General features: G+C 37.1%; 20 protein-coding genes. 10 read left to right on the top strand and 10 right to left on the bottom strand.

Annotated features, from left to right (window positions below; translation table 11 throughout):
- Nucleotides 1-57 precede the first annotated feature (57 nt).
- The 3 genes from B154_RS0104920 (at nt 58) to B154_RS30545 (ending at nt 2556) form a co-directional block, all read left to right on the top strand.
- Entirely contained in the window at nt 58-603 is a 546-nt protein-coding gene (locus tag B154_RS0104920) for a transporter (RefSeq protein WP_018612213.1), read from the top strand.
- A 127-nt stretch (nt 604-730) separates the two neighbouring features.
- A complete protein-coding gene (locus B154_RS0104915; protein WP_018612212.1) occupies nt 731-1906 on the top strand; it encodes a hypothetical protein in 1176 nt (391 codons plus the stop codon).
- Nucleotides 1907-1938: 32 nt separating this feature from the next.
- Nucleotides 1939-2556, top strand: a complete 618-nt coding sequence (locus B154_RS30545) for a hypothetical protein (protein WP_018612211.1) — start codon at nt 1939-1941, stop codon at nt 2554-2556.
- Nucleotides 2557-2660: 104 nt separating this feature from the next.
- On the opposite strand, the gene B154_RS0104905 is transcribed toward B154_RS30545, so the two are convergent.
- The 4 genes from B154_RS0104905 to B154_RS0104890 form a co-directional block, all read right to left on the bottom strand.
- Entirely contained in the window at nt 2661-3071 is a 411-nt protein-coding gene (locus B154_RS0104905) for a hypothetical protein (RefSeq protein ID WP_018612210.1), read from the bottom strand.
- 397 nt (nt 3072-3468) lie between these two features.
- Nucleotides 3469-3933: a YbhB/YbcL family Raf kinase inhibitor-like protein gene (locus tag B154_RS0104900; RefSeq protein WP_018612208.1), complete on the bottom strand. Its 465-nt coding sequence runs from the start codon at nt 3931-3933 to the stop codon at nt 3469-3471.
- Nucleotides 3934-3970: 37 nt separating this feature from the next.
- Nucleotides 3971-4153 carry a hypothetical protein gene (locus B154_RS0104895; protein ID WP_018612207.1) on the bottom strand — a complete coding sequence of 61 codons (183 nt, stop codon included), beginning with the start codon at nt 4151-4153 and terminating at the stop codon, nt 3971-3973.
- Nucleotides 4154-4256: 103 nt separating this feature from the next.
- Nucleotides 4257-5594, bottom strand: a complete 1338-nt coding sequence (locus B154_RS0104890; protein WP_018612206.1) for an erythromycin esterase family protein — start codon at nt 5592-5594, stop codon at nt 4257-4259.
- Nucleotides 5595-5840: 246 nt separating this feature from the next.
- Between B154_RS0104890 and B154_RS0104885 the strand changes: the two genes are divergently transcribed.
- The 3 genes from B154_RS0104885 to B154_RS0104875 all read left to right on the top strand — a co-directional run bounded on the left by B154_RS0104885 (nt 5841) and on the right by B154_RS0104875 (nt 7556).
- The gene (locus B154_RS0104885; protein WP_018612205.1) at nt 5841-6365 is read left to right on the top strand and encodes a YciE/YciF ferroxidase family protein; all 525 of its coding nucleotides are present in this window, start codon (nt 5841-5843) and stop codon (nt 6363-6365) included.
- A 9-nt stretch (nt 6366-6374) separates the two neighbouring features.
- The gene (locus B154_RS0104880; protein WP_018612204.1) at nt 6375-7019 is read left to right on the top strand and encodes a dienelactone hydrolase family protein; all 645 of its coding nucleotides are present in this window, start codon (nt 6375-6377) and stop codon (nt 7017-7019) included.
- Between the two features lie 87 nt (nt 7020-7106).
- Nucleotides 7107-7556 (top strand): pyridoxamine 5'-phosphate oxidase family protein, encoded by a 450-nt coding sequence (locus tag B154_RS0104875; RefSeq protein WP_018612203.1) that lies wholly within the window; start codon nt 7107-7109, stop codon nt 7554-7556.
- Nucleotides 7557-7653: 97 nt separating this feature from the next.
- Here the strand turns inward: B154_RS0104875 and B154_RS0104870 are convergent, their stop codons facing one another.
- The 3 genes from B154_RS0104870 to B154_RS0104860 form a co-directional block, all read right to left on the bottom strand.
- Nucleotides 7654-8664, bottom strand: a complete 1011-nt coding sequence (locus tag B154_RS0104870) for a metal-dependent hydrolase (RefSeq protein WP_018612202.1) — start codon at nt 8662-8664, stop codon at nt 7654-7656.
- 95 nt (nt 8665-8759) lie between these two features.
- On the bottom strand, nt 8760-8981 hold the full coding sequence (locus tag B154_RS0104865; protein ID WP_018612201.1) for a hypothetical protein: 222 nt from the start codon (nt 8979-8981) through the stop codon (nt 8760-8762).
- Between the two features lie 233 nt (nt 8982-9214).
- A complete protein-coding gene (locus tag B154_RS0104860) occupies nt 9215-9427 on the bottom strand; it encodes a YgaP family membrane protein (RefSeq protein ID WP_018612200.1) in 213 nt (70 codons plus the stop codon).
- Between the two features lie 322 nt (nt 9428-9749).
- Here B154_RS0104860 and B154_RS0104855 point away from each other — a divergent pair, with 322 nt between their 5' ends.
- Both B154_RS0104855 and B154_RS0104845 read left to right on the top strand, forming a co-directional pair.
- Entirely contained in the window at nt 9750-10721 is a 972-nt protein-coding gene (locus B154_RS0104855; protein WP_018612199.1) for an ROK family protein, read from the top strand.
- A gap of 338 nt (nt 10722-11059) precedes the next feature.
- Complete coding sequence (locus B154_RS0104845; RefSeq protein WP_018612197.1) at nt 11060-11545, top strand: BON domain-containing protein; 486 nt, start codon at nt 11060-11062, stop codon at nt 11543-11545.
- 549 nt (nt 11546-12094) lie between these two features.
- On the opposite strand, the gene B154_RS0104840 is transcribed toward B154_RS0104845, so the two are convergent.
- On the bottom strand, nt 12095-13396 hold the full coding sequence (locus tag B154_RS0104840) for an acetylxylan esterase (RefSeq protein ID WP_026259969.1): 1302 nt from the start codon (nt 13394-13396) through the stop codon (nt 12095-12097).
- A gap of 203 nt (nt 13397-13599) precedes the next feature.
- Complete coding sequence (gene xth / locus B154_RS0104835) at nt 13600-14376, bottom strand: exodeoxyribonuclease III (protein ID WP_018612195.1); 777 nt, start codon at nt 14374-14376, stop codon at nt 13600-13602.
- A 640-nt stretch (nt 14377-15016) separates the two neighbouring features.
- Between xth and B154_RS0104830 the strand changes: the two genes are divergently transcribed.
- The gene (locus B154_RS0104830) at nt 15017-15475 is read left to right on the top strand and encodes a hypothetical protein (RefSeq protein WP_018612194.1); all 459 of its coding nucleotides are present in this window, start codon (nt 15017-15019) and stop codon (nt 15473-15475) included.
- Between the two features lie 341 nt (nt 15476-15816).
- Nucleotides 15817-16191, top strand: coding sequence for a response regulator transcription factor (locus tag B154_RS0104825; protein ID WP_018612193.1), 375 nt, complete (start codon nt 15817-15819; stop codon nt 16189-16191).
- A gap of 616 nt (nt 16192-16807) precedes the next feature.
- On the opposite strand, the gene B154_RS32160 is transcribed toward B154_RS0104825, so the two are convergent.
- Entirely contained in the window at nt 16808-19051 is a 2244-nt protein-coding gene (locus B154_RS32160) for a T9SS type A sorting domain-containing protein (protein ID WP_157580471.1), read from the bottom strand.
- Nucleotides 19052-19399: the final 348 nt, after the last annotated feature.

Here is a 19399-nt window from a genome sequence, read left to right as displayed (position 1 = left end):
TTGAAGATTTTATCTCATTATTAAACGAACTTTGTTAGCTGTATTTAAAAAAATTTTATGAAAAGAATTTTATTAGTTGTAATTGTCTTATTTGCTGCTGCCACAACCATACATGCCCAGGATACAATAGTAAAGACTACTACCCGTACTGTGTATTCTCGCTGGGAAAGAAATAATCTAAATTTACGGATAGGCCCTGAGGTAGGAATCCCGATAGGTGACTTCGGAAAAACCCATAACCTGGGAATAGGTGGATCTGCTTTATTAGATGTTCCGCTGGCGCGTCGTTTCTCCCTTGTTTTTTATGCAGGATTTAGATCATATGGAGGAAAGGATCAACTGAAAAGAGCTACCATATATCCACTTAGGGCAGGTGTAAATTATAAGCTGAGCCCCAACTTTTATGTAACAGGACAGGTAGGTGAGTCAACAGTGCATTATGGCGTTTCTAAAACCAGTGTTTCTCAAGCTGTTGGTATCGGATATTTCAATGGCTTTTTAGATTTAGGAGCAAGATGGGATCATGACTACGCACAAGGTGGATTAAGCAGCCTAGTTTTTCAGGCGAGATATGTTATTACCTTTGGCTTGAAAAGAAAATAATATTACGTGTAAGTACACGGTAAATGACAATTAACTGTGCAATGCTTTGATAAAAATATATTTTTATCAAAGCATTTATATCTAGAATATTTAATAATAAAATAAGGCATTACCCTTTTGAATTCTTATGTTGAATAATCCTTTCAGCTCGTTTTGGATGGCGGGTTATGAGTGTACCGATAAACTAAATGCGTTTGGAAATCGTGTAGACTTTTTAAATGAAACAGGACACCTGGAGCTTATTGATCACGATTACCAGCTATTAAATCCTTTTAATATTAAAACTGTCCGGGAAGGTATAAGATGGAGTCATGTAGAAACACGGCCCTATCATTACGACTGGAGTACGGTAAAAGTAATGTTGGAGAGAGGAAAAGCAAATAAAATACAACAGTTGTGGGATATTTGTCACTTTGGTTTTCCTGACGATATCACCCCCTTACATCCCATGTTTCCTCGTCGGTTCTCGGCGCTTTGCCGTGCTTTTGTAAAATTTTACCGGTCAATAAATCCTTACGAAACTTTAATAGTTACACCTATCAATGAAGTTAGTTTTTTATCATGGCTAGGCGGCGATGTTCGTGGCACATCTCCCTATTGTACAGGGTCGGGATGGCAGGTGAAATACGCATTAATGCGGGCGTACATAGAAGGAGTAGCTGCCATGCGTGAAGAAGACCCGTCTATTGTAATTTTAACAACAGAGCCCCTCATAAATGCGGTTCCCGAACTGGATGCACTACCGGAAAGACTTGAACAGGCTGCTATATGGCATAATTATCAATACCAGGCGGTAGACATACTTTCTGGGTACATGAGTCCGGAACTAGGTGGAAAACCAGAGTATGTTGATATCGTCGGATTAAATTTTTATTATCGAAATCAGTGGGAAATAGATCTTTGGCGACCTCTTGACTGGAAACAAACTCCCGCCGACCCACGCTGGATACCTTTACGGGACTTGTACCTGGAAGTATATGAACGTTATCAAAAACCATTGGCGCTTACTGAAACCAGTCATCCTAAAGAAGACCGGCCTTTGTGGATGAATATGATAGCAGAAGAAACCGCGGCCGTTATAGAGCAGGGAGTCCCTTTTTATGGTATATGCCTCTATCCTATTATTGATCGCCCGGATTGGGATCACTTGTCTCCCTGGCACAACGCGGGCTTGTGGGATGCGGAGCTTCGTGAAAATAAGCCGCCGGCAAGAATATTGTACGAACCTTATGCAGAAGCTTTATTAGAAAGCCAGGAACTGATAAGAGATGCTTTAAAACAGGCAAGTCTCGAAGTAGCGTGAAGTGTATAAATTTTAAAACGAAAAACTTAATTATGATTACCAACGATAATACAAATAATGCTGAAGATGAGAGCAGCTCTCAGCAAAACAATGAAATTAATATTAATAGACTAAATGCGCTAAAAGAAGAAGAGCTAAAAGAAGAAGATATACATGATTCTCCGAAGGATTTGGAGAAAATGAAATCTGAAACTTTTGTTATTGATCTTCCTGATGTAAGTGATATTCCCGGGCAAGAAAATATTGTTGTTCCAAATCTTGGCGAAATGCAGGATACTACCATCTCTTCGGACGATGAAGAAGGCCTTGGGCTGTTTGAAACTGATGAGATTGATGAAGATACAGATCTTGTAATGGGTAACGAAGCAGATGTATCGGCAACTGAAAGAACTCTTTTAAGAAGAGCAGATGAAGATATGCCTGTAGAAGATGACCCACTTTTGCGACGGGCCGAATTGGATAAAACCGATAACCAGGGTGATTTGCTGAATGAAGGAAGCCTGGCAACCAATGTTTCAGGGGATGATCTCGACATGTCAGGAGTAGATGCTGATGACGCTATGGAAAAAATTGGAGAAGAAGACGAAGAAAATAATCCTTATAGCCTTGGAAGCGATAGCAATGACAACGTAACAGAAGGAACACCTTAAAGTCTGGTAATTATCATTGTAAAGCCTAATTTCAAAAGCTCCCTTTTAACGGGGAGCTTTTATTTACGCTGATATACCAGCACATGTGCACAATATTGTCGGTTTTAAAGCGGTTTTTCTTCTTCAAATTTTCTATCTGTACCATGGAGTAAATCCTCGCTCATATTTCGGCCTATTTGGTTTTGTTCCTCAATAGTTAACTCATCAGTCCCCGCTGTTTGTATCCACATGTCTCCCTCCTGCCGGAACAATTGGATGTTTAAGCCAAATAATCTCCTAAATTCCTGCTCAACCGTTCCGGTTTTTTGCCAGTTGTGTATTTCCATCGCTCCAGGATTATGTTTTTTTCTTACCTCGCCAATTGTTTTATTATGTGGAAGCATATGTTTACGCGAAGATTGCTCCTGCCAATGATGCCCCTCATCATAAAACTCCATCTTTAAAAACGGGAAGCTTTCTGAAAACGATTTACTGACTTCTTCAAGTGTTTTTGTATCATCTATTTCAATAATCATACATTTCAGGTATTATGTTGAATGAAGAGTTCATACAATTTAATCAGTACAAAAACAATAATATCTTTCAAGTATCTAAAAGCTATAATCAGCAGCAATACTGTTACTAGCCACGACGACATTGTAGTTAAACTAACTTTGTCAATATTATAAGCCGGAATAAACATTGCACTTTTTTTATAGCAGTTACTTCTCTTTGCAGTTATGCATAGTACTTATTGATGAAAATCTTCTATTGTAAATTATTCCTGTATTTAGGTGTTTTGCGATCTAGTTATTAATACTTCAAAAGTATTCTTATAGAGTATAAGAGTTTATGACAAAAATCAGTGGATGCAATGATTTCGGGAATAAAAGTGGAAATAACAACTTAACCATTTTACACTAAAAATTATTATCATCTTTTATACAAACCAACCAATTCACCAAATGCGATAATATGTTCGCTCATTGCTTTTTCTAATTCTAGTTTTTTAGTATTAGCAGGCAAGTCCAAAATTGTATCTAAAGCATATATTTTAAAGAAATAACGGTGTGTGCCCGATGGCGGACATGGGCCTCCGTAACGATTTTGCTTAAAATCATTCAAACCTTCGGTGCCATGCGATTCATTTTCTTTAATATGGTGCGTGACAGGAACATTCCACATTACCCAATGTACCCAGGTACCAGAAGGTGCATCAGGATCATCAACAATAATTGCCAAACTTTTTGCTTCTTCAGGAATGTGTTCAATATTCAGCGGCGGACTTATGTTTAATCCGTCACAAGTATATTTTGCAGGAATAAAGTCATTATCAATGAATTCATCGCTGGTTATTTTTAATAGCTTGAAGTCTACTTCTTTTGTTTCGTGTATCATATTTAGTTGTATTTTTTTCTATATGGATACTTGTCATTTAAGGTCCTTCACCAGGAGGTGGGGGTTCGTAAGGGGGCGTTTCAAAAAGTTCTTCATCAGGAATAATATCTGCCTCCTCTTCAGGTAGTGGTTCCGGTTCAGGAATATCTTCAGGATATATTTCAGGATTATTTTCCGGTGAAATTTTAATGGGTTCTTTTTGTTGTGTTTTTTTTAGCATAACTATTTTAAAATAAAGTTTAGTAAATTAAAATAAAGTTTAGTAAAGAATTAAGCATAAACAGCAAACGAACATGTTAATTGAATTACGTAATACAACGAGTTCAGACACCAAAAGGATAAGTTTCAGGCACCTGCTGTCCATCTGGTTCTATATGTAACGGATGTAAAGCTTTTGTTTGATCGAGGTAAATAAACGCATCATAACGCATTGGCAAAATGGTAGGTACATAGCTTCCATATTGCTCGTAGTCAGGGTTATAAACGACGCCTACTGCACGGTGACCTATATGATTTTCCATAAGCACATCATTGCCAGAAAAATCATCCATCAACAGTAATTTATTTTCGGTGCCTGCCTTGTGTAATAAATATTCCCAGCTTCCTTTTTTTGCTTCCGGCAGTTGCATGACTTGCATAGGTGCACCCCAACTTCTGCCTGCCATTACCGACCCTTTATAAGAGCCAAAGCCTACCAGCACCACACCTTTGTCATGATGCTGCATCCTGGCAAGTTCTCCAATGTTGAACATGCCCTCATCGACCATGTCTGTTGCTCTTGCATCTCCAACATGTGTGTTATGTTCCCATACAATTACTTTTGCGTTTTCTCCATGAAATTGTAATAAACGGTCCAATGTATCGGCCATGTGCCTGTCTCTTACATTCCAGCTATGTGGGCCCCCAGCGATCATGGCCCGGTAATATTTTTCTGCATTTACCGTAACCATTGCATTTTGCTCCGCGCTAAATACGTTTTCATAATCCGTATTATAACTTGGAAGTTTTTGCTGTATTTCTTTCAACAACCCCACTACTTCATTTTGGCACAATTCAGGTACAAATTGCGATGCCCTTGCATAAGAAGTTCCTTCATCTTTACGGTAAGGTTCAAAACAGCGGTAAGCTTCTTCGGCTACTTTCAATGCGGCCGGATCCGTTTTTTTTAAATACTGCATAATACTTTCCATACTCTCCCAAAGGCTATAAACATCAAGACCATAAAATCCAACCTTCTTATTAGCCATTAACCCTTTATTATGTTTTTGTAACCAATCGGCGAGGGCGACTATTTCCCAGTTGGCCCACATAAATGTTGGCCATCGCTTAAAATCATGTAATACTTTATAGGCGCTTTTACTTTCAAAATCATAACCTTTTACAAATCGGTTAAGCCGGTAACAATCTGGCCAATCTCCTTCTACAGCAATAAAATTGAACCCTTTTTCTTCAATCAGCCGTTTTGTAACTTCTGTTCTCCAGGTATAATATTCATGCGTTCCGTGACTTGCTTCACCCAACATTACAATCTTTGCATCTCCTATCCGGTCAAACAAAGGCTGCAAGTCCGCTTTACTTTTTAATGGGTACGCCCATTGTTTAATAGCACTAACGGCTTCATTTTCATTAAACATTACTTCTTTGGTGAAATAGCGTCGCATAAATGTAATTTTTAGGTAATCAGCTATTGTACTGCTTGTCTTGTACTACTATTATTAAAATATTAATGCCGGGATTGTTGCATACTTATACTTCAATAATGGTATTAAAAAATCTTAAAACACTTCATCAAAACAACATCATTTCACATCCATTTCATATGAGAAAAAATATGCAATTACCTGATTGTAGTCATTTCTTTAGTTGAAAGTGACGGCTAAATTTGTAAAAATTAAAATACAAATATTATGGCAGACAATATTCAAAACATAGCTTCCCTGCACGACTTGTTGGATTATGATGCTCGCAAATTTATCAGTGCAGAAGTACAATTAAAAAATGTTTTACCAGACTGGATAAACAAAGCCAGCGCTCTAAAACTTAAAACCGTCTTACAGAAATACCTTGAGTTGGTACAACAACATGTACAAAAAATGGAAGGGTTTTATGACGAGGAAAACATTGGTTTTCTAAGCCTTACGAACAGGATTATGCAGGCTTTTATTGATGAAGCACAAGAAAAATTAAGTAACTGCACCGATGCAGCCATAAAAGATGCAAGCCTGCTGGCGTCTGTACAAGCTATTAATCATTTTAAAATAAGTACCTATGGCACTGCTGCCGCATTTGCCAATACCCTTGACATGGAAAAGTCTGCAACTATTTTTCATGAAGCAGAAATAAACGAAAAACAAATTGATGACAGACTCTCACAATTAGCCGAACACGAGATCAATGTCAATGCAAAAACTCCAATTGTTTTACCACGATAAAACTTAAAAATGAATAAACGGTTTCATGGCGATGTCAGCATTCCCGCGGGAAAAGTAACCGTAAAAGGCGAATTAATTATTCCGGCAAATGCAAACGCTATTGTTATTTTTTCTCATGGCAGTGGCAGTAGCAGATTCAGTAAACGAAACCAAAAGGTAGCAGAACATTTACATGAGAACAACTTTGGAACATTGCTCTTCGACTTGCTTACGGAAGAAGAAGACAGAGATTACTACAACCGTTTTAATATTGATTTGTTAGCAAAAAGATTAATTGATGCTACAGAATGGCTGAAAAAAATGCCCGCTGCAAAAGATTGCCGAATTGGGTATTTTGGCGCAAGTACGGGGGCTGCATCTGCGTTGCAGGCTGCAGCCCAAAAAGCTGAAATTGATGCAGTCGTTTCAAGAGGTGGCCGCCCAGACCTCGCTATGGAGCATCTGGAAAATGTAAAGGCACCAACACTTTTAATTGTTGGTGGCCTCGATACTGAAGTAATAGAGTTAAACAAACAGGCATTTAAAAAACTACAATGCCTCAAAGATTTGGTAATAGTACAAGGCGCTTCGCACTTATTTGAAGAACCTGGAAAGTTGGATAAAGTAGCGGAACTGGCAACAGCATGGTTTAGAAAATATTTGCAGGTCATATAAGTTTGATAGCCGCTGCAAGGTGAGCAGGATCATAAGTCAGAAAAATGTATTGTAATAATTAATTCTTTATTGCAACAAATAAAATTTATGCTCGGGGAACTAAATGAGATGCAAATCCGAAATATACTTTCAAGCCAGGCTTTGGGAAGATTAGCTTGCACCGATGGTAAACAACCCTATATTGTACCGGTAACGTATGCCTATGATGGAGAATACATTTACGGGCAAACCAATGAAGGAACAAAGTTGAAAATACTTCGTAAAAACCCAAATGTATGTTTTGAAGTAGATATGATGATCGATATGGCCAACTGGCAGAGCGTGCTTGTATTTGGAAAATTTGAAGAATTGAAAAACGAAGAAGCAAAAAAGGCAAGAGATATTCTTTTTAACCGGGTATTTACATTAAGAACAAGCAGTACAATTCATGCACATGAACATGAAGTAACAGGAGAATTAGATGACGCTAACAGGGTTAAGCACGTGATGTACAGAATTAAAATAGACTCTGTTTCGGGGCGGTTTGAGAAAAGATAAAATGTGCTTCCCCATCAACTAGTGAAAGTGGATGAAATAGCGGGTGCAGTAATACATGAGTAATAATTAAGATCGACCAGATTTTATAACAACAAGATTAGTTCCCCTTTATTCTTTTCAATAAAGCTTTTATGACATCCCCATTCCATTTAGCAAAACGGCCACGCTGTACTACCAATTTGTTGTCTTCAGGATGCTGAAGGTAATAATGAAATACAAATTGCTCCTTCGGATTTTTCCACCCAATAATTTGTCCAAAACGTAAATCATTAAAAATTAAACCATCACCCGATTTCTCTACCGTAAAAAAATTTTGAGAAAAGCGCAGAAGGTTTTGTAAGTCGCGATGATCCCTTAATGGTTTTAATAAAGAGTCGTTGCGAGGAAAATATTGAAAGTTCATTTGCTTCTTCGTGTCAAACAAAGAACGAAAGCCAACGTAATAGCCCTTGTCATTTCCTGCTACAACGTACCACAACCAGTTTTGTAAGGGGGCTGGTGTAGTAAAGTATTTTTGATGAGGAATATTCTGTCTTGCGAAAATTTCGCTTACATCATTATCAATTTTTATTTTGTTGACACTGCAATAGGCAAGATAAATAAATGGCAAAAAGACTCCAAACCTCCACCAGAATTTTCTCTTTGGGCTGTTTCTATTTAAAATAAGCAGCATGACAAATGCAATGGCTGGCCAGATCGAAAAAAATGGATCGGCTACATAAATGGTATTAAAAGAAAAACGGGCATGACTAAAAGGTTCCAACCACCCTATTCCGTAATTATTAAAACCATCAATGAATAAATGAAGAAAGACTTCGGTAGAAAAGAATAAAAGCCAGGTTTTGAATTGAATATTGTGTGGCCGATGAATTTTATCGGCAATTAGTGCAAATAGTGGAATAATGAGTAGCGCAAATAAAATTGAGTGTGTAAAACCGCGGTGAGCTAATAAGTTCTCAGATGTATTTAACCAGAACGACGCAATGAAATCAATATCAGGAATACTTTGCGCCAACGCTCCCCACACCATAGCTTTTTTAGCAAATCCTTTTTCAAAAAAAGCTTCACCGATACAAGCTCCGAGGGCAATATGGGTGAGGGAGTCCAATTTGGTTACGGTCGATATTTTAAAGCTTATTCAATCAGAGCTTATTCACAATCCTTTCGTATAAATTTCGAATTAACTGGCCATAATTATTGTATCTACAATTTCAAGTACTCCATCAACTTGTAAGTTAATATGGCAGGCCAGACAAGTGCTTTTAAAAAACCCAAAACTCCCATAATAAATGTAGTGGCATGCTGTATGTAATAGATCAGCGCGCCAATAAAAGCCAGCCCATAAACACTGCCCGACACCCCGTTCCCACTTATGTTCTTTCTTTTTTGATAATCATCTACATATGCATTCTTATCGTTTGCCATTCTTTGTAAATTAAAATAAGTTTTTTTCAATTAACATAACTCTTTCCAATAGCTAAATTATTTGTCATAAAAACCTTTCCCGTACGATTAGATCAATACGTAAGTTTCGAACAAAAACGATATTTAATACAGCAATTACAATCGAAAGCTGTTTACTTTGTTTCTTTTAAAGAGTGCAGTCAGCATTTTTACAAATTGCATTTTTACTTCGTTCTTAGCAATCGTAGGTGCTGCTATACCGCCTTTTCCTTTGTGTTAGTGTGAATACCAAGCAAAGAATATAACGGGCAGAAGCCGATCAGGCTAGTTATTACAAAAATGCCGGCCAGAACTAGCAAAATAATTCCCAATATTCCCGTAACAACATGTTGAAACCATAGTATGGCAAATGTGACAGCCAGTACTAAACGAATTATTCTGTCGGCATTACTCATATTCTTTTTCATATTAAGAAGTTTTAGTTTTTAAAAAATTACAATCAACGCGCTTCATATACAAATGCTGTCCATAGTTTATATACTGAAATGAATGTGCTGATGTTATTTTCTTTTGTCGCTATGGAACTTGCTCATGTAAACCTAACAATTTGCATAAACGGAGAAGTTGACTACAATCAAATAACAATATGATTGTTGTTATTAAATTCATGCACATAAGAATAAACTTACCTCATTCTAATTTTCAATGAGGTTTAGGTTGATTATATTTTAAGATCAACTTTAAATAGTGAGAACTTCTATACATTTGCCTCCCTTAAGCGCTAAAATTATGTATCAGTATTCTCCCAACTATGCAATCGGAATTGATATTGGTGGCACCAATACTGAGTTTGGTATTGTCAACCATCGCGGAGAAATTTTAAAAAAAGGTAGAATAAAGACAAACACCTATCCTACTATCGAACCTTACTTAGATGAGTTGTATGATAACCTGATGCCAATTATCGAGGCATGGCAAAAAGCAGGCAACATAGTAGGTATTGGTGTAGGAGCTCCTAATGGAAATTATTATACAGGTTTAATAGAATATGCTCCTAATTTGCGTTGGAACGGGGTAATACCACTTGCAAGATTATTGACCGAAAAATTTAATTTACCGTGCACTTTAACCAATGATGCCAATGCTGCTGCAATTGGTGAAATGACTTTTGGCGCTGCAAAAGGCTTTAAGGATTTTATTATGATTACTTTAGGTACCGGCATGGGCAGCGGCATTGTATGCAATGGACAAATGGTGTATGGCCATGACGGGTATGCTGGAGAATTAGGGCATACCATTATAAGACATGGTGGAAGAAAACATTGGAAAACCGACCTTGAAGGTTCTTTAGAATCTTACTGTTCAGCAACAGGTATAGTACTCACAGCGAGAGAACTTTTACAAAATACACAGCAGGAAAGCCTGATGCGGCAGTATAGTTTGAATGAAATCAATTCGAGGTTAGTGTATGAATGTGCTCTAAAAGGGGATGCACTCGCACAGGAAGTTTATCGATTTACCGGGCAAATACTTGGCGAAGCCCTGGCAAACTTTGTAATGTTTTCGTCACCTGAAGCTATCGTCTTGTTTGGCGGAGTGATTAAAGCAGGAGATTTGTTTTTAAAAGCCACAAGAGAACATATGGAGAAAAACGTACTTCCTCTTTATAAGAATAAAGTAAAAATTATTTTTAGTGAATTAAATGAAGCAGATGCTGCCATACTTGGCGCAAGCACATTAGCATGGAATATAAATCACTAAAATAATCAAGTGCGGTTACGATGACACTATTCATTTTCTTATAAATAATCTAAGTTATACAAAGTAACGTTTAATGAATTTGTGTTGCTCCACTTCATTCGTTTCCATGCTTTTGCAATAAATAGTACTGCTTTTAGCACCAACTGGTGGTACAATAATTTAGCATAAAAAAGGTGTTTCATATTTAATAACTAAACACTTTTTTATGTTTGAACTATTAAATAGGAAGTTGAAAGAGGTTAAAAAGATATATAAATGGTGGCAATGTGGCTGCCATTTTATATTTCCGACATATTGATGTCTATTGTTTAAGTTTATAAGATAAAAACAAAAAGAAGATGAAAAATAAAATTTTAAACTATTGCTGCCTTGTATTACTGCTGTTCATATTAAGCTTTCAAATACAATCGTGCAAACAAAACAGGGATGCTGATATTCAGACCGCCATTGGTTCAGAGACACAAACCAATCCAAACCTTGCAGGAGTGAGTGCAACAGTAGTTAACGGAGTTGTTACCTTAACGGGACAATGCCCCGACGAAGATTGCCGTAAAAATGCTGAGAAAGCTATTAAAAAAATAGATGGCGTAAAACACGTAACTAATAACATAATAGTTGAAGCATCAGTAGACATAACGCCTGACAAAGATTTAAAAGAAATGACTGACAAAATTGTTTCAAAATACAAAGGAGTAGAAGCTGGTGTAAGCAATGGGATAATTACACTAAGAGGAGAAATTAAAAAAGATAAACTGCAACAGTTGATGATCGATCTGAATTCCTTGCGTCCTAAAAGGATAGATAATCAATTAGCTGTTAGGTAAAAGCTGCTTTTTTTCAAAGAGAAAATCCTTTTTCTTATACCCTATAATTGAGGCAAACTTTTCACCAACCCACTAATTCATTTATTAGTTTTAACGCTTCCATACAGTATTTTTAAAATCTAGGATTCCCTGGACTAAGATGAGACATCTTTTTTGCACTTGCTTCAAGGTTGGCGGGGTGTTTTTGATTTGAGAAGATTTTTGGCAGAGAATGCGCCGCCAACCAAGGGGGCTTTGTATAAAAAGGTTTGACGTGAAATAATGATTAACGATAATTAAATAATTAGTAAGAGAAATTATAACTTTTACATGGATAATTCCATATGAAAATCATGGATGATTACAAGAAACCTAAAAGCGTGAACAAAGCTTGCATTCGAGAATATTAATAGGAGCCAAATAAGTTGAGTATTCGGCTCCTAATTTTAAATTAATAGGGCGTAATGTCAAAACTTAACCATCCCCTCATAGTGCAATTGGAAGCAATTATACTGTGTAATTTCGTTTGTAACTCCTAGGATACAATTTGCACTTGGTTACATGATAACCTTACTTATTTTTTAATTGTTCCTGTAGCCAACCACTTAACTTTTCATTTTGCTCTGAATACGACCAATGGCCTGTTTCCAAAGCCAAGTAAAGTTGCTTCGGAGCTTTAATTTGATTATATGCTGCATACATAGAAGTCGGGGGACAAGTCTCATCATTAAATCCCCACGAGTAATTTCCCGGAACTTTAAGCTGTTTTGCAAAATTCACGACATCGTAATAAGCAACAGTTGCAATTTTCTCTTTTGTATTATTAAAAGTAATGTTAGTTTTATCGAAGTAATGGGGCCAGCCTCCTGCCCTACCCTGCAAATAACCGGTTACATCACTTAACGCCGGGTAGAAGGCAGCAAGGTATTTTACCCTGGAATCTAAGGCTGCTGTTATAATTGAAAGTGCACCTCCCTGGCTTCCACCTGTTACACCAAGATGGGTTCCATCATATTGTGGCAAAGAGTCAATAAAATCATTTGCTCTTACACAACCCAGGTAAACCCTTTTATAATAAAAACGGTCTCGATTGTCCATATTGTAATTCCAGTAGTTGGAAAGCGCACCTTGTCCTAAGCTGGTATAGACAGATGGATCCATAGTTACAGGTATTCCATGTATACCGATCTCCAGGGTTATAAATCCTTTTTCCGCTGTGGCTATATCGCCACTATAGGGCCGTACGCCTGCCCCAGGTACCCTTAATATTGCGGGATATTTTCCGTTTGCTTTTGGTATACACAAAATACCATATAAGCGGGAGTTACCATAATTCTGCAGATTTACATGATATACGTTTACTTTTTCTGTACAACGCTCAGGTAACAAAGTGATCGTGGCATCAATAGGTATTTGTGCCAGTTCATTTTTTGCATTTTCCCAAAAGGCATTAAAATCATCAGGCAAGGCAACAGTGGGACTGATTTTCATTGGTTCAAAACCAGCAGTAGCAAGACCCTTGTATTGCTTGCCATTTACATAAGCGTAAGCAATTAATCTTAAAAATCCCGATGTCTTCATTCCTTCACTCTGCACCGTGAGTGAACCAGATGTCACCAGCAAAGAATCTTTTTTTGTAGCCGGCAATTTTTCGGGACCCAGTTCGTAACGAACAATAGTATTTTTAAGAAGATTATCGTTTTGCAATACAGAGACTGTAAATTTTACCCGCTCCCCTACTTTATACTCCCAGTTGGTATGATCAGGTGCAACCACTACTTTAATAAATTGTTCTGTAGGTTGCGCATTAAGATTAAAGAAAGAAACAAAAACAAATAAGAATAAGAAGGCAAGTTGTCGTTGTAGGTGCATTTTCATTGTTTTAGGAATGTAAAATATATATTTTCTTCCTTTAAACAGTTCTGTCTGCAAATAATGCGTTTATATTTTTGCAAGCTATATGAGCACGTGCAAGTGCTCTTGCACTAACCAATACATTCCGAGTTGGAACATCTTCCCGAGACAAGAAAATGTACGGATGATTACGTATTGCTCCATCAATTTATTAGCTCTTATTAATTGTCGGCCAACTCGATCCATACGGGAGCGTGATCGCTGGATTTTTCCCATCCTCGAACAGACGTGTCAACACCGGCAGCAATGAGGCGACTGTCAAGGTGTGGACTGAGCAGGAAGTGGTCGATGCGCAAACCTGCATTGCGGCCAAAAGCGTTACGGAAATAATCCCAAAATGTGTAAATCGTTTCATTAGGATAGAGTTTGCGTATTGCATCAGTCCATCCTTGCCCAACCAAGGTATGGAAAGCAGACCGAACCTCTGGCCGAAACAAGGCATCATCGCCCCAACGCTCGGGCTTGTAAACGTCCTTTTCTGTTGGCATCACATTATAGTCTCCCGTCAGGACTACAGGCATACCAGATGCAAGAAGCCCGGCTGCGTGTGAAGTTAACCTTTCAAACCACCGTAGCTTATAATCGAATTTTGGGCCGGGAGCAGGATTGCCATTTGGCAAATAGAGGCAACCAACGAGGATGCCATTGACGGTGGCTTCTATATACCGGCTATGTGTATCGTCCTCGTCACCGGGAAGTATCCTACATCTTTCGTGCGGCTGCTCGTTACGTGCCAGTATGGCAACCCCGTTCCAGCTTTTTTGGCCGTGCCAGATGGCATGATAACCGGCATCTTGTATAGCTTTCTCAGGGAACTTTTCCTGCGGCGCTTTTAGCTCCTGCAGGCAAACGACATCGGGTGTTGTTTCAGCAAGCCATCGGAGTAGCACTGGGAGACGTCCATTAATTCCATTAACGTTGTAGGTAGCTATTTTCATAATAAAGTGCTTCTGGTTTTATAGTTTTAGTGAAGCGAAATTCGTCTTTGTTAGTCGCTTGTCCAACATTTATTCCACTTTTAGAATGTTGAAAAAAACAAACTCCTTGATACCTGTCTCATAAAAATTTGCCCTGCTAAATTTATATTACATACACACTTAAACCAACGATAATTTAATATCCTCAATAAATTCCATTTTTAGTATTTAGAAATTGAGCGGATTAATAAATAATACTGTTACTTAAATATACTTGTTAGTTACGCCAGATGTGGTAAGAAAGCTACTGTTTGCAGCCATTAAGAAAATTGTTTCGTCTATAACAGAAACAAAAGACCTTTTCTAATCCATCTCCTCAGCCTAATCTATAACAGAACTTTCCAATGAAACTTTTCCTCATTCTTCTAATAACCTTATCGTCCTGCTCCACTCCAAAAAACGGTTGTGTAAGCTGGTGGCAAAATCGTACTAAGCCCGAAAAATTCTTTAAATAAAATGATGGAATTGGCAGTGAAAAGGATCCAAGCCCTACGATAAGATATTTGAATAATAAAATTTATGGCAATAGCGTGGGCTGTAAGCATTTGATAAATTGCTATTTCAGATCAGGAAGCAGCGTACGGATACAATTAAAAAATAAATGAAAACAATATTCATTCTCCTATTTCCGATACTATCGTTCGCGCAGAGAAACAATTGCCCTGTTGTACCTCTGGGATTAGCAATCACTGCTGGTTACAGTCATGCAAATTATAATTGCGGTGTTGGTGAGGCTTTCGTAGCTGTGAAACTAAGGGAACATCTTGTAATTTATCCTTTTAGCTTTAAGGTACACAACAAAATGACAGAGCCTACAATACCAGTAATAATTGAACCAAGAGTAGGATATAAGATTAAATCTTTTGAATTTTATGGAGGTATAGGTTATCATAGTGCCAGAACAGATCTCAAGGAAGATTATAGTAAGTATGTGGGATTTAAACCAGGATATGGAATAATCTTTCATACCGGCAAAATAGTCTTTACCGTCGCACGGGCCGGTAACATCTGGTCAATACAGGCTGGATTTTTTAAATTTAGGCAAAAAAATAATAGATAAGGCACAAGAAAAAGACTTCATTCGCTCGAATAAAGTAGACAAACGATTCATTTTTATTATCTTTCATAAACCGATCCTTTTATTCTCTAGGTTCACTGTCATTGTCTCCAATTCAGATCTCGTTATAAAACCGTTTTCCAGAAAATATATAATTAGATTTAGACTCAGAATTAGTAGTCTTCGCCCAGATTTTCAACCTTTTTGAAATAATAATTTTTTTACACACGTTAAAATAAATTATTGTACTTTTATAAGTAGTTATCAGTTTATTTTTCCTGCAGAAATTCTATCAATCCGTTCTTAAACATCCTTATTGATTTTCATTGACGAAAAGTTATTATATGAAAAAAATTTTGGTAATAGAGGATAACCTTGACATTCGGGAAAACATTGCAGAAATACTGGAGTTGGCAAACTATACTGTATATACAGCAGAAAACGGCAATGAAGGTGTAGAAACAGCACTTTCGATTTATCCTGATTTAGTTGTTTGTGATATTATGATGCCGGAACTAGATGGCTATGAGGTATTAAATATAATGCATCATAACAGCGACCTTCAAAATACACCTTTTATTTTTCTTTCTGCTAAAACCGAAAATAGTGAGTTTCGTAAGGGTATTCAGCTCGGTGCTGACGATTACATTCCCAAACCTTTTGATACTTCCCACCTTCTTAATGCTGTAGAAAAGCGCCTAAAAAAACAGAACGTTTAAAATAGGATTAACTACAATCTGCGAGTGACACCAAAGCTATAAAGGATAGAATACACTCAGAAATCTTAGAAATAACATTTCCGTCAAAATATTCGAAAGTTATTCTTTTTACAATTCTTCGATCTTTTTCACCTGATAAAGGTGGTGTATTGTAACCCATTAATTACGTGGCTTTTGTCACTTTTTTCTTTCTCCTTATTTTTTTTGACTAATAAAATCTCTAAAAATGTCAACTTGATTGGGCTGAGGAAATTTATTGTAGAGCTTTTTCAGTCAAAGACTTGGGCATTAAAAAAAGAAAACCGGATATATAAATACCCGGTTTATTAATTTTCGATGATCCCCCAATCATCTATATCAAATGTAAGACAAAAATGCATATTGCCATAAAAAGTATACATATTTTTTTTAAAAGCCCTCTCAAAAAGCTGAGAGCTTTTAGCGGGATGTAAAGCCAACTCCTTTTCAACGCACCTGTCAATTCGTTTGAAAATCTTATTTTGTCCTGAAGCAAATAACGAAGTCGCCTTTCAATAACTTCATTTACGACCTTGAGATATAACGTTATTCCCACAAATTAATAAAAAACGACTTTTCCCCTTTCAAATTTGCCAATTTACAGTTTTACAAACTGCTTCCACGTTACATTATTACCGCTGATAATTTTAATGTTATAAATTCCGCTGGTGAGCTTTGATACATCGAGTTGTATTACTTGATTTGCCGTAATTGAATTTATTGTTTGGATTACAACACCCGCAACCGAGATAACCGACATTGACGATACCTTATTTCGCGGAAGCCCATTTGTGAAAATTTGTAAAGATTTACTTGCAGGATTAGGAAATAGCTTCAAACTCATCGTGGCCCTTTTATTACCTGTGAAAATTGGCCGGGTGCTTACAATTGCCGTACTTGTTACTGTTATCATTCTCGGTGTAGATATAGAAGACAGACCTTTATCATCGGTAGCCTTTGCGGTAATTCTGTAAGTACCTGGCTGCACATTCATCCACGAATAAGTATAGGGATAGATATATTCTGTTGTCAGTAAAGTATCACCATTATAAAACTCCACTTTACTTATTTTGTCATTTGGATCTTTTGCTTTCGCAATCAACTCAATAGTTGCAGGTCCGTTATACATTGTATCGCTGAGCGGACTTACTATACTTACAATAGGAGGAACATTTTCCGCTACAACTGATACAATAACACTGTCAGATGTAACTACGTTGCCCTTTATATCTATAGCCTTAGCATAAAGAGTGTAAACACCTATAGGTACATTTGTCCATAAAAAACCATAAGGATAATAAAGTTCAGTATGAAGTAAAGTGGTACCATTGTAAAACTGAACCCTGGCTATTGTATCACTAAAATTAGCCACGTCAGCATGCAGTTTAATTCTTCCAGGGCCTGTGTATTTAAGAATATTATCGTCGGTGGTAAGCGTTACAGATGGAATTTTAACTGTATCTGTTCCTGACTTTATTAGCCAAAAATCAGCCCCACCTAATGCAGGTTCACTTTTGTCTCCCCCTATACCTGATTTAGATTGTCCTCCCAGTAAATACCCTTTATCGGCAGTAGTAACTATAGTAGAAAGATTATCGCTCTTTCCACCACCATATCCAATATCCCATAGTTTTTTTCCTGCTTCGTCTATTTTTACTATCCAGTAGTCAAATTCGCCCTTACTTTCTTCACTTTTGTCTCCACTTTTACCCGAACTTGATGAGCCGCCGAGGTAATAGCCTTGATTGTCAGTTGCTATTGCAGAAAAATAATCGCTTCCTGTTCCACCAAATGTCTTATCCCATTTCTTATTCCCATTTGCATCTAACTTTATTATCCAATAGTCATTAAAACCCCTTTGACTATCAGTCTTATCAGCTCCGGCGTGAGAATAAGAATCTCCCCCAATTAAATAACCAGTATCGGAGGTTACAATCATTGAAGTAAGCTCGTCAAGATTGTTTCCTCCAAGAGTCTTGTCCCAAATCTTGTTGCCATTTTTATCAATCTTAACTACCCAGTAATCATAAAAACCTCTGCTACTATCGCTCTTATCTCCACTTATGCCAGATTGAGTATAGCCTCCCAACAGAAAACCGCCGCCAGGCGTATTAATCAAACTTTTAAAATTATCAAAATCAGAACCGCCAAAGGTCTTATCCCATTGCTTAGTACCACTTTTATCAACCTTTACTATCCAATAGTCTCCGGAACCTCTACTTCCTTCGCTTTTGTCACCTCCAATAGCTGAACTGGAACTGCCGCCTAATAAAAAGCCTCCATCTGGAGTAGCCACTAAATTATAAAGCAAATCGTAATCGGCTCCTCCATAGCTTTTGTCCCATTCTTTATTTCCATTTTTGTCTATTTTTACTATCCAATAGTCGTATCCGCCTTTACTTTCTGTGCTTTTATCACCACTTTTACCCGAAAGAGAATAGCCACCTAACAAGTAGCCGCTATCCGCCGTATTTGCTATAGAATAAAGGAAGTCGTAATTATCTCCCCCGTAGGTTTTATCCCACTCTTTTTTACCATTCTTGTCAATTTTTACTATATAATAATCATACGTACCTGTAATCGGTTCAGTTGTTCCTCCTTCGCCGCCTTGAAAATAATAACCACCCAACAAATATCCTCCATCAGGCGTTGCTACCATTGCGTGAAGAAAATCGTCCAGTGGCCCACCAATTGTTTTATCCCATTGTTTTGGAGGGGGTACAGATTGGCTGTGAGCCTGTAAAAGAAAGCTACATGCAAACAGCAAAAGGAATATTACTTTTCTGTAATTGTTAAAAGTAATAGTGTTCATCAGGTTTGAAAGCAGTAAAGAAGATTGCATAAAAAGGGATTTATAGGTGAATGAAAAATGTTGTGCTGAAGGTTGAAATTCTATTCCCAATTTAATTTAAAAAATAGATTATTAAAAGCTTTTTTAAAATGATAAGTAATGCTATAGATATCACCAGGTGATGAAATAGAAAGATGGCAATAAAGACGGGAATCTGTTTTTTTAATAAGATAATTTTAAAGTTGCGTTATTTAAACCTTTAAAATAGAAACTTTACAAGTTTGACTTAATGAATTTTGAATAAGCTTTTTTTAATTATCTTATTAATTATCACAATTATCTTACTGGTATATTTAGTAATAGTAAAGGCATCACGAGTGATGCCTTTACTATTTTAGC

Origin of the sequence: Segetibacter koreensis DSM 18137, assembly GCF_000374045.1 — a bacterium.
In the GTDB taxonomy this organism is placed as follows: domain Bacteria; phylum Bacteroidota; class Bacteroidia; order Chitinophagales; family Chitinophagaceae; genus Segetibacter; species Segetibacter koreensis.
Note: the sequence above shows the minus strand (reverse complement) of the source record. Positions and strands in the feature narration are given on the sequence as shown.

Coding starts and splice junctions, on each gene's coding strand:
- B154_RS0104920 (WP_018612213.1), top strand. CDS start 58: ATGAAAAGAATTTTATTAGTTGTAATTGTCTTATTTGCTGCTGCCACA.
- B154_RS0104915 (WP_018612212.1), top strand. CDS start 731: ATGTTGAATAATCCTTTCAGCTCGTTTTGGATGGCGGGTTATGAGTGT.
- B154_RS30545 (WP_018612211.1), top strand. CDS start 1,939: ATGATTACCAACGATAATACAAATAATGCTGAAGATGAGAGCAGCTCT.
- B154_RS0104905 (WP_018612210.1), bottom strand. CDS start 3,071: ATGATTATTGAAATAGATGATACAAAAACACTTGAAGAAGTCAGTAAA.
- B154_RS0104900 (WP_018612208.1), bottom strand. CDS start 3,933: ATGATACACGAAACAAAAGAAGTAGACTTCAAGCTATTAAAAATAACC.
- B154_RS0104895 (WP_018612207.1), bottom strand. CDS start 4,153: ATGCTAAAAAAAACACAACAAAAAGAACCCATTAAAATTTCACCGGAA.
- B154_RS0104890 (WP_018612206.1), bottom strand. CDS start 5,594: ATGCGACGCTATTTCACCAAAGAAGTAATGTTTAATGAAAATGAAGCC.
- B154_RS0104885 (WP_018612205.1), top strand. CDS start 5,841: ATGGCAGACAATATTCAAAACATAGCTTCCCTGCACGACTTGTTGGAT.
- B154_RS0104880 (WP_018612204.1), top strand. CDS start 6,375: ATGAATAAACGGTTTCATGGCGATGTCAGCATTCCCGCGGGAAAAGTA.
- B154_RS0104875 (WP_018612203.1), top strand. CDS start 7,107: ATGCTCGGGGAACTAAATGAGATGCAAATCCGAAATATACTTTCAAGC.
- B154_RS0104865 (WP_018612201.1), bottom strand. CDS start 8,981: ATGGCAAACGATAAGAATGCATATGTAGATGATTATCAAAAAAGAAAG.
- B154_RS0104860 (WP_018612200.1), bottom strand. CDS start 9,427: ATGAAAAAGAATATGAGTAATGCCGACAGAATAATTCGTTTAGTACTG.
- B154_RS0104855 (WP_018612199.1), top strand. CDS start 9,750: ATGTATCAGTATTCTCCCAACTATGCAATCGGAATTGATATTGGTGGC.
- B154_RS0104845 (WP_018612197.1), top strand. CDS start 11,060: ATGAAAAATAAAATTTTAAACTATTGCTGCCTTGTATTACTGCTGTTC.
- B154_RS0104840 (WP_026259969.1), bottom strand. CDS start 13,396: ATGCACCTACAACGACAACTTGCCTTCTTATTCTTATTTGTTTTTGTT.
- xth (WP_018612195.1), bottom strand. CDS start 14,376: ATGAAAATAGCTACCTACAACGTTAATGGAATTAATGGACGTCTCCCA.
- B154_RS0104830 (WP_018612194.1), top strand. CDS start 15,017: ATGAAAACAATATTCATTCTCCTATTTCCGATACTATCGTTCGCGCAG.
- B154_RS0104825 (WP_018612193.1), top strand. CDS start 15,817: ATGAAAAAAATTTTGGTAATAGAGGATAACCTTGACATTCGGGAAAAC.
- B154_RS32160 (WP_157580471.1), bottom strand. CDS start 19,051: ATGCAATCTTCTTTACTGCTTTCAAACCTGATGAACACTATTACTTTT.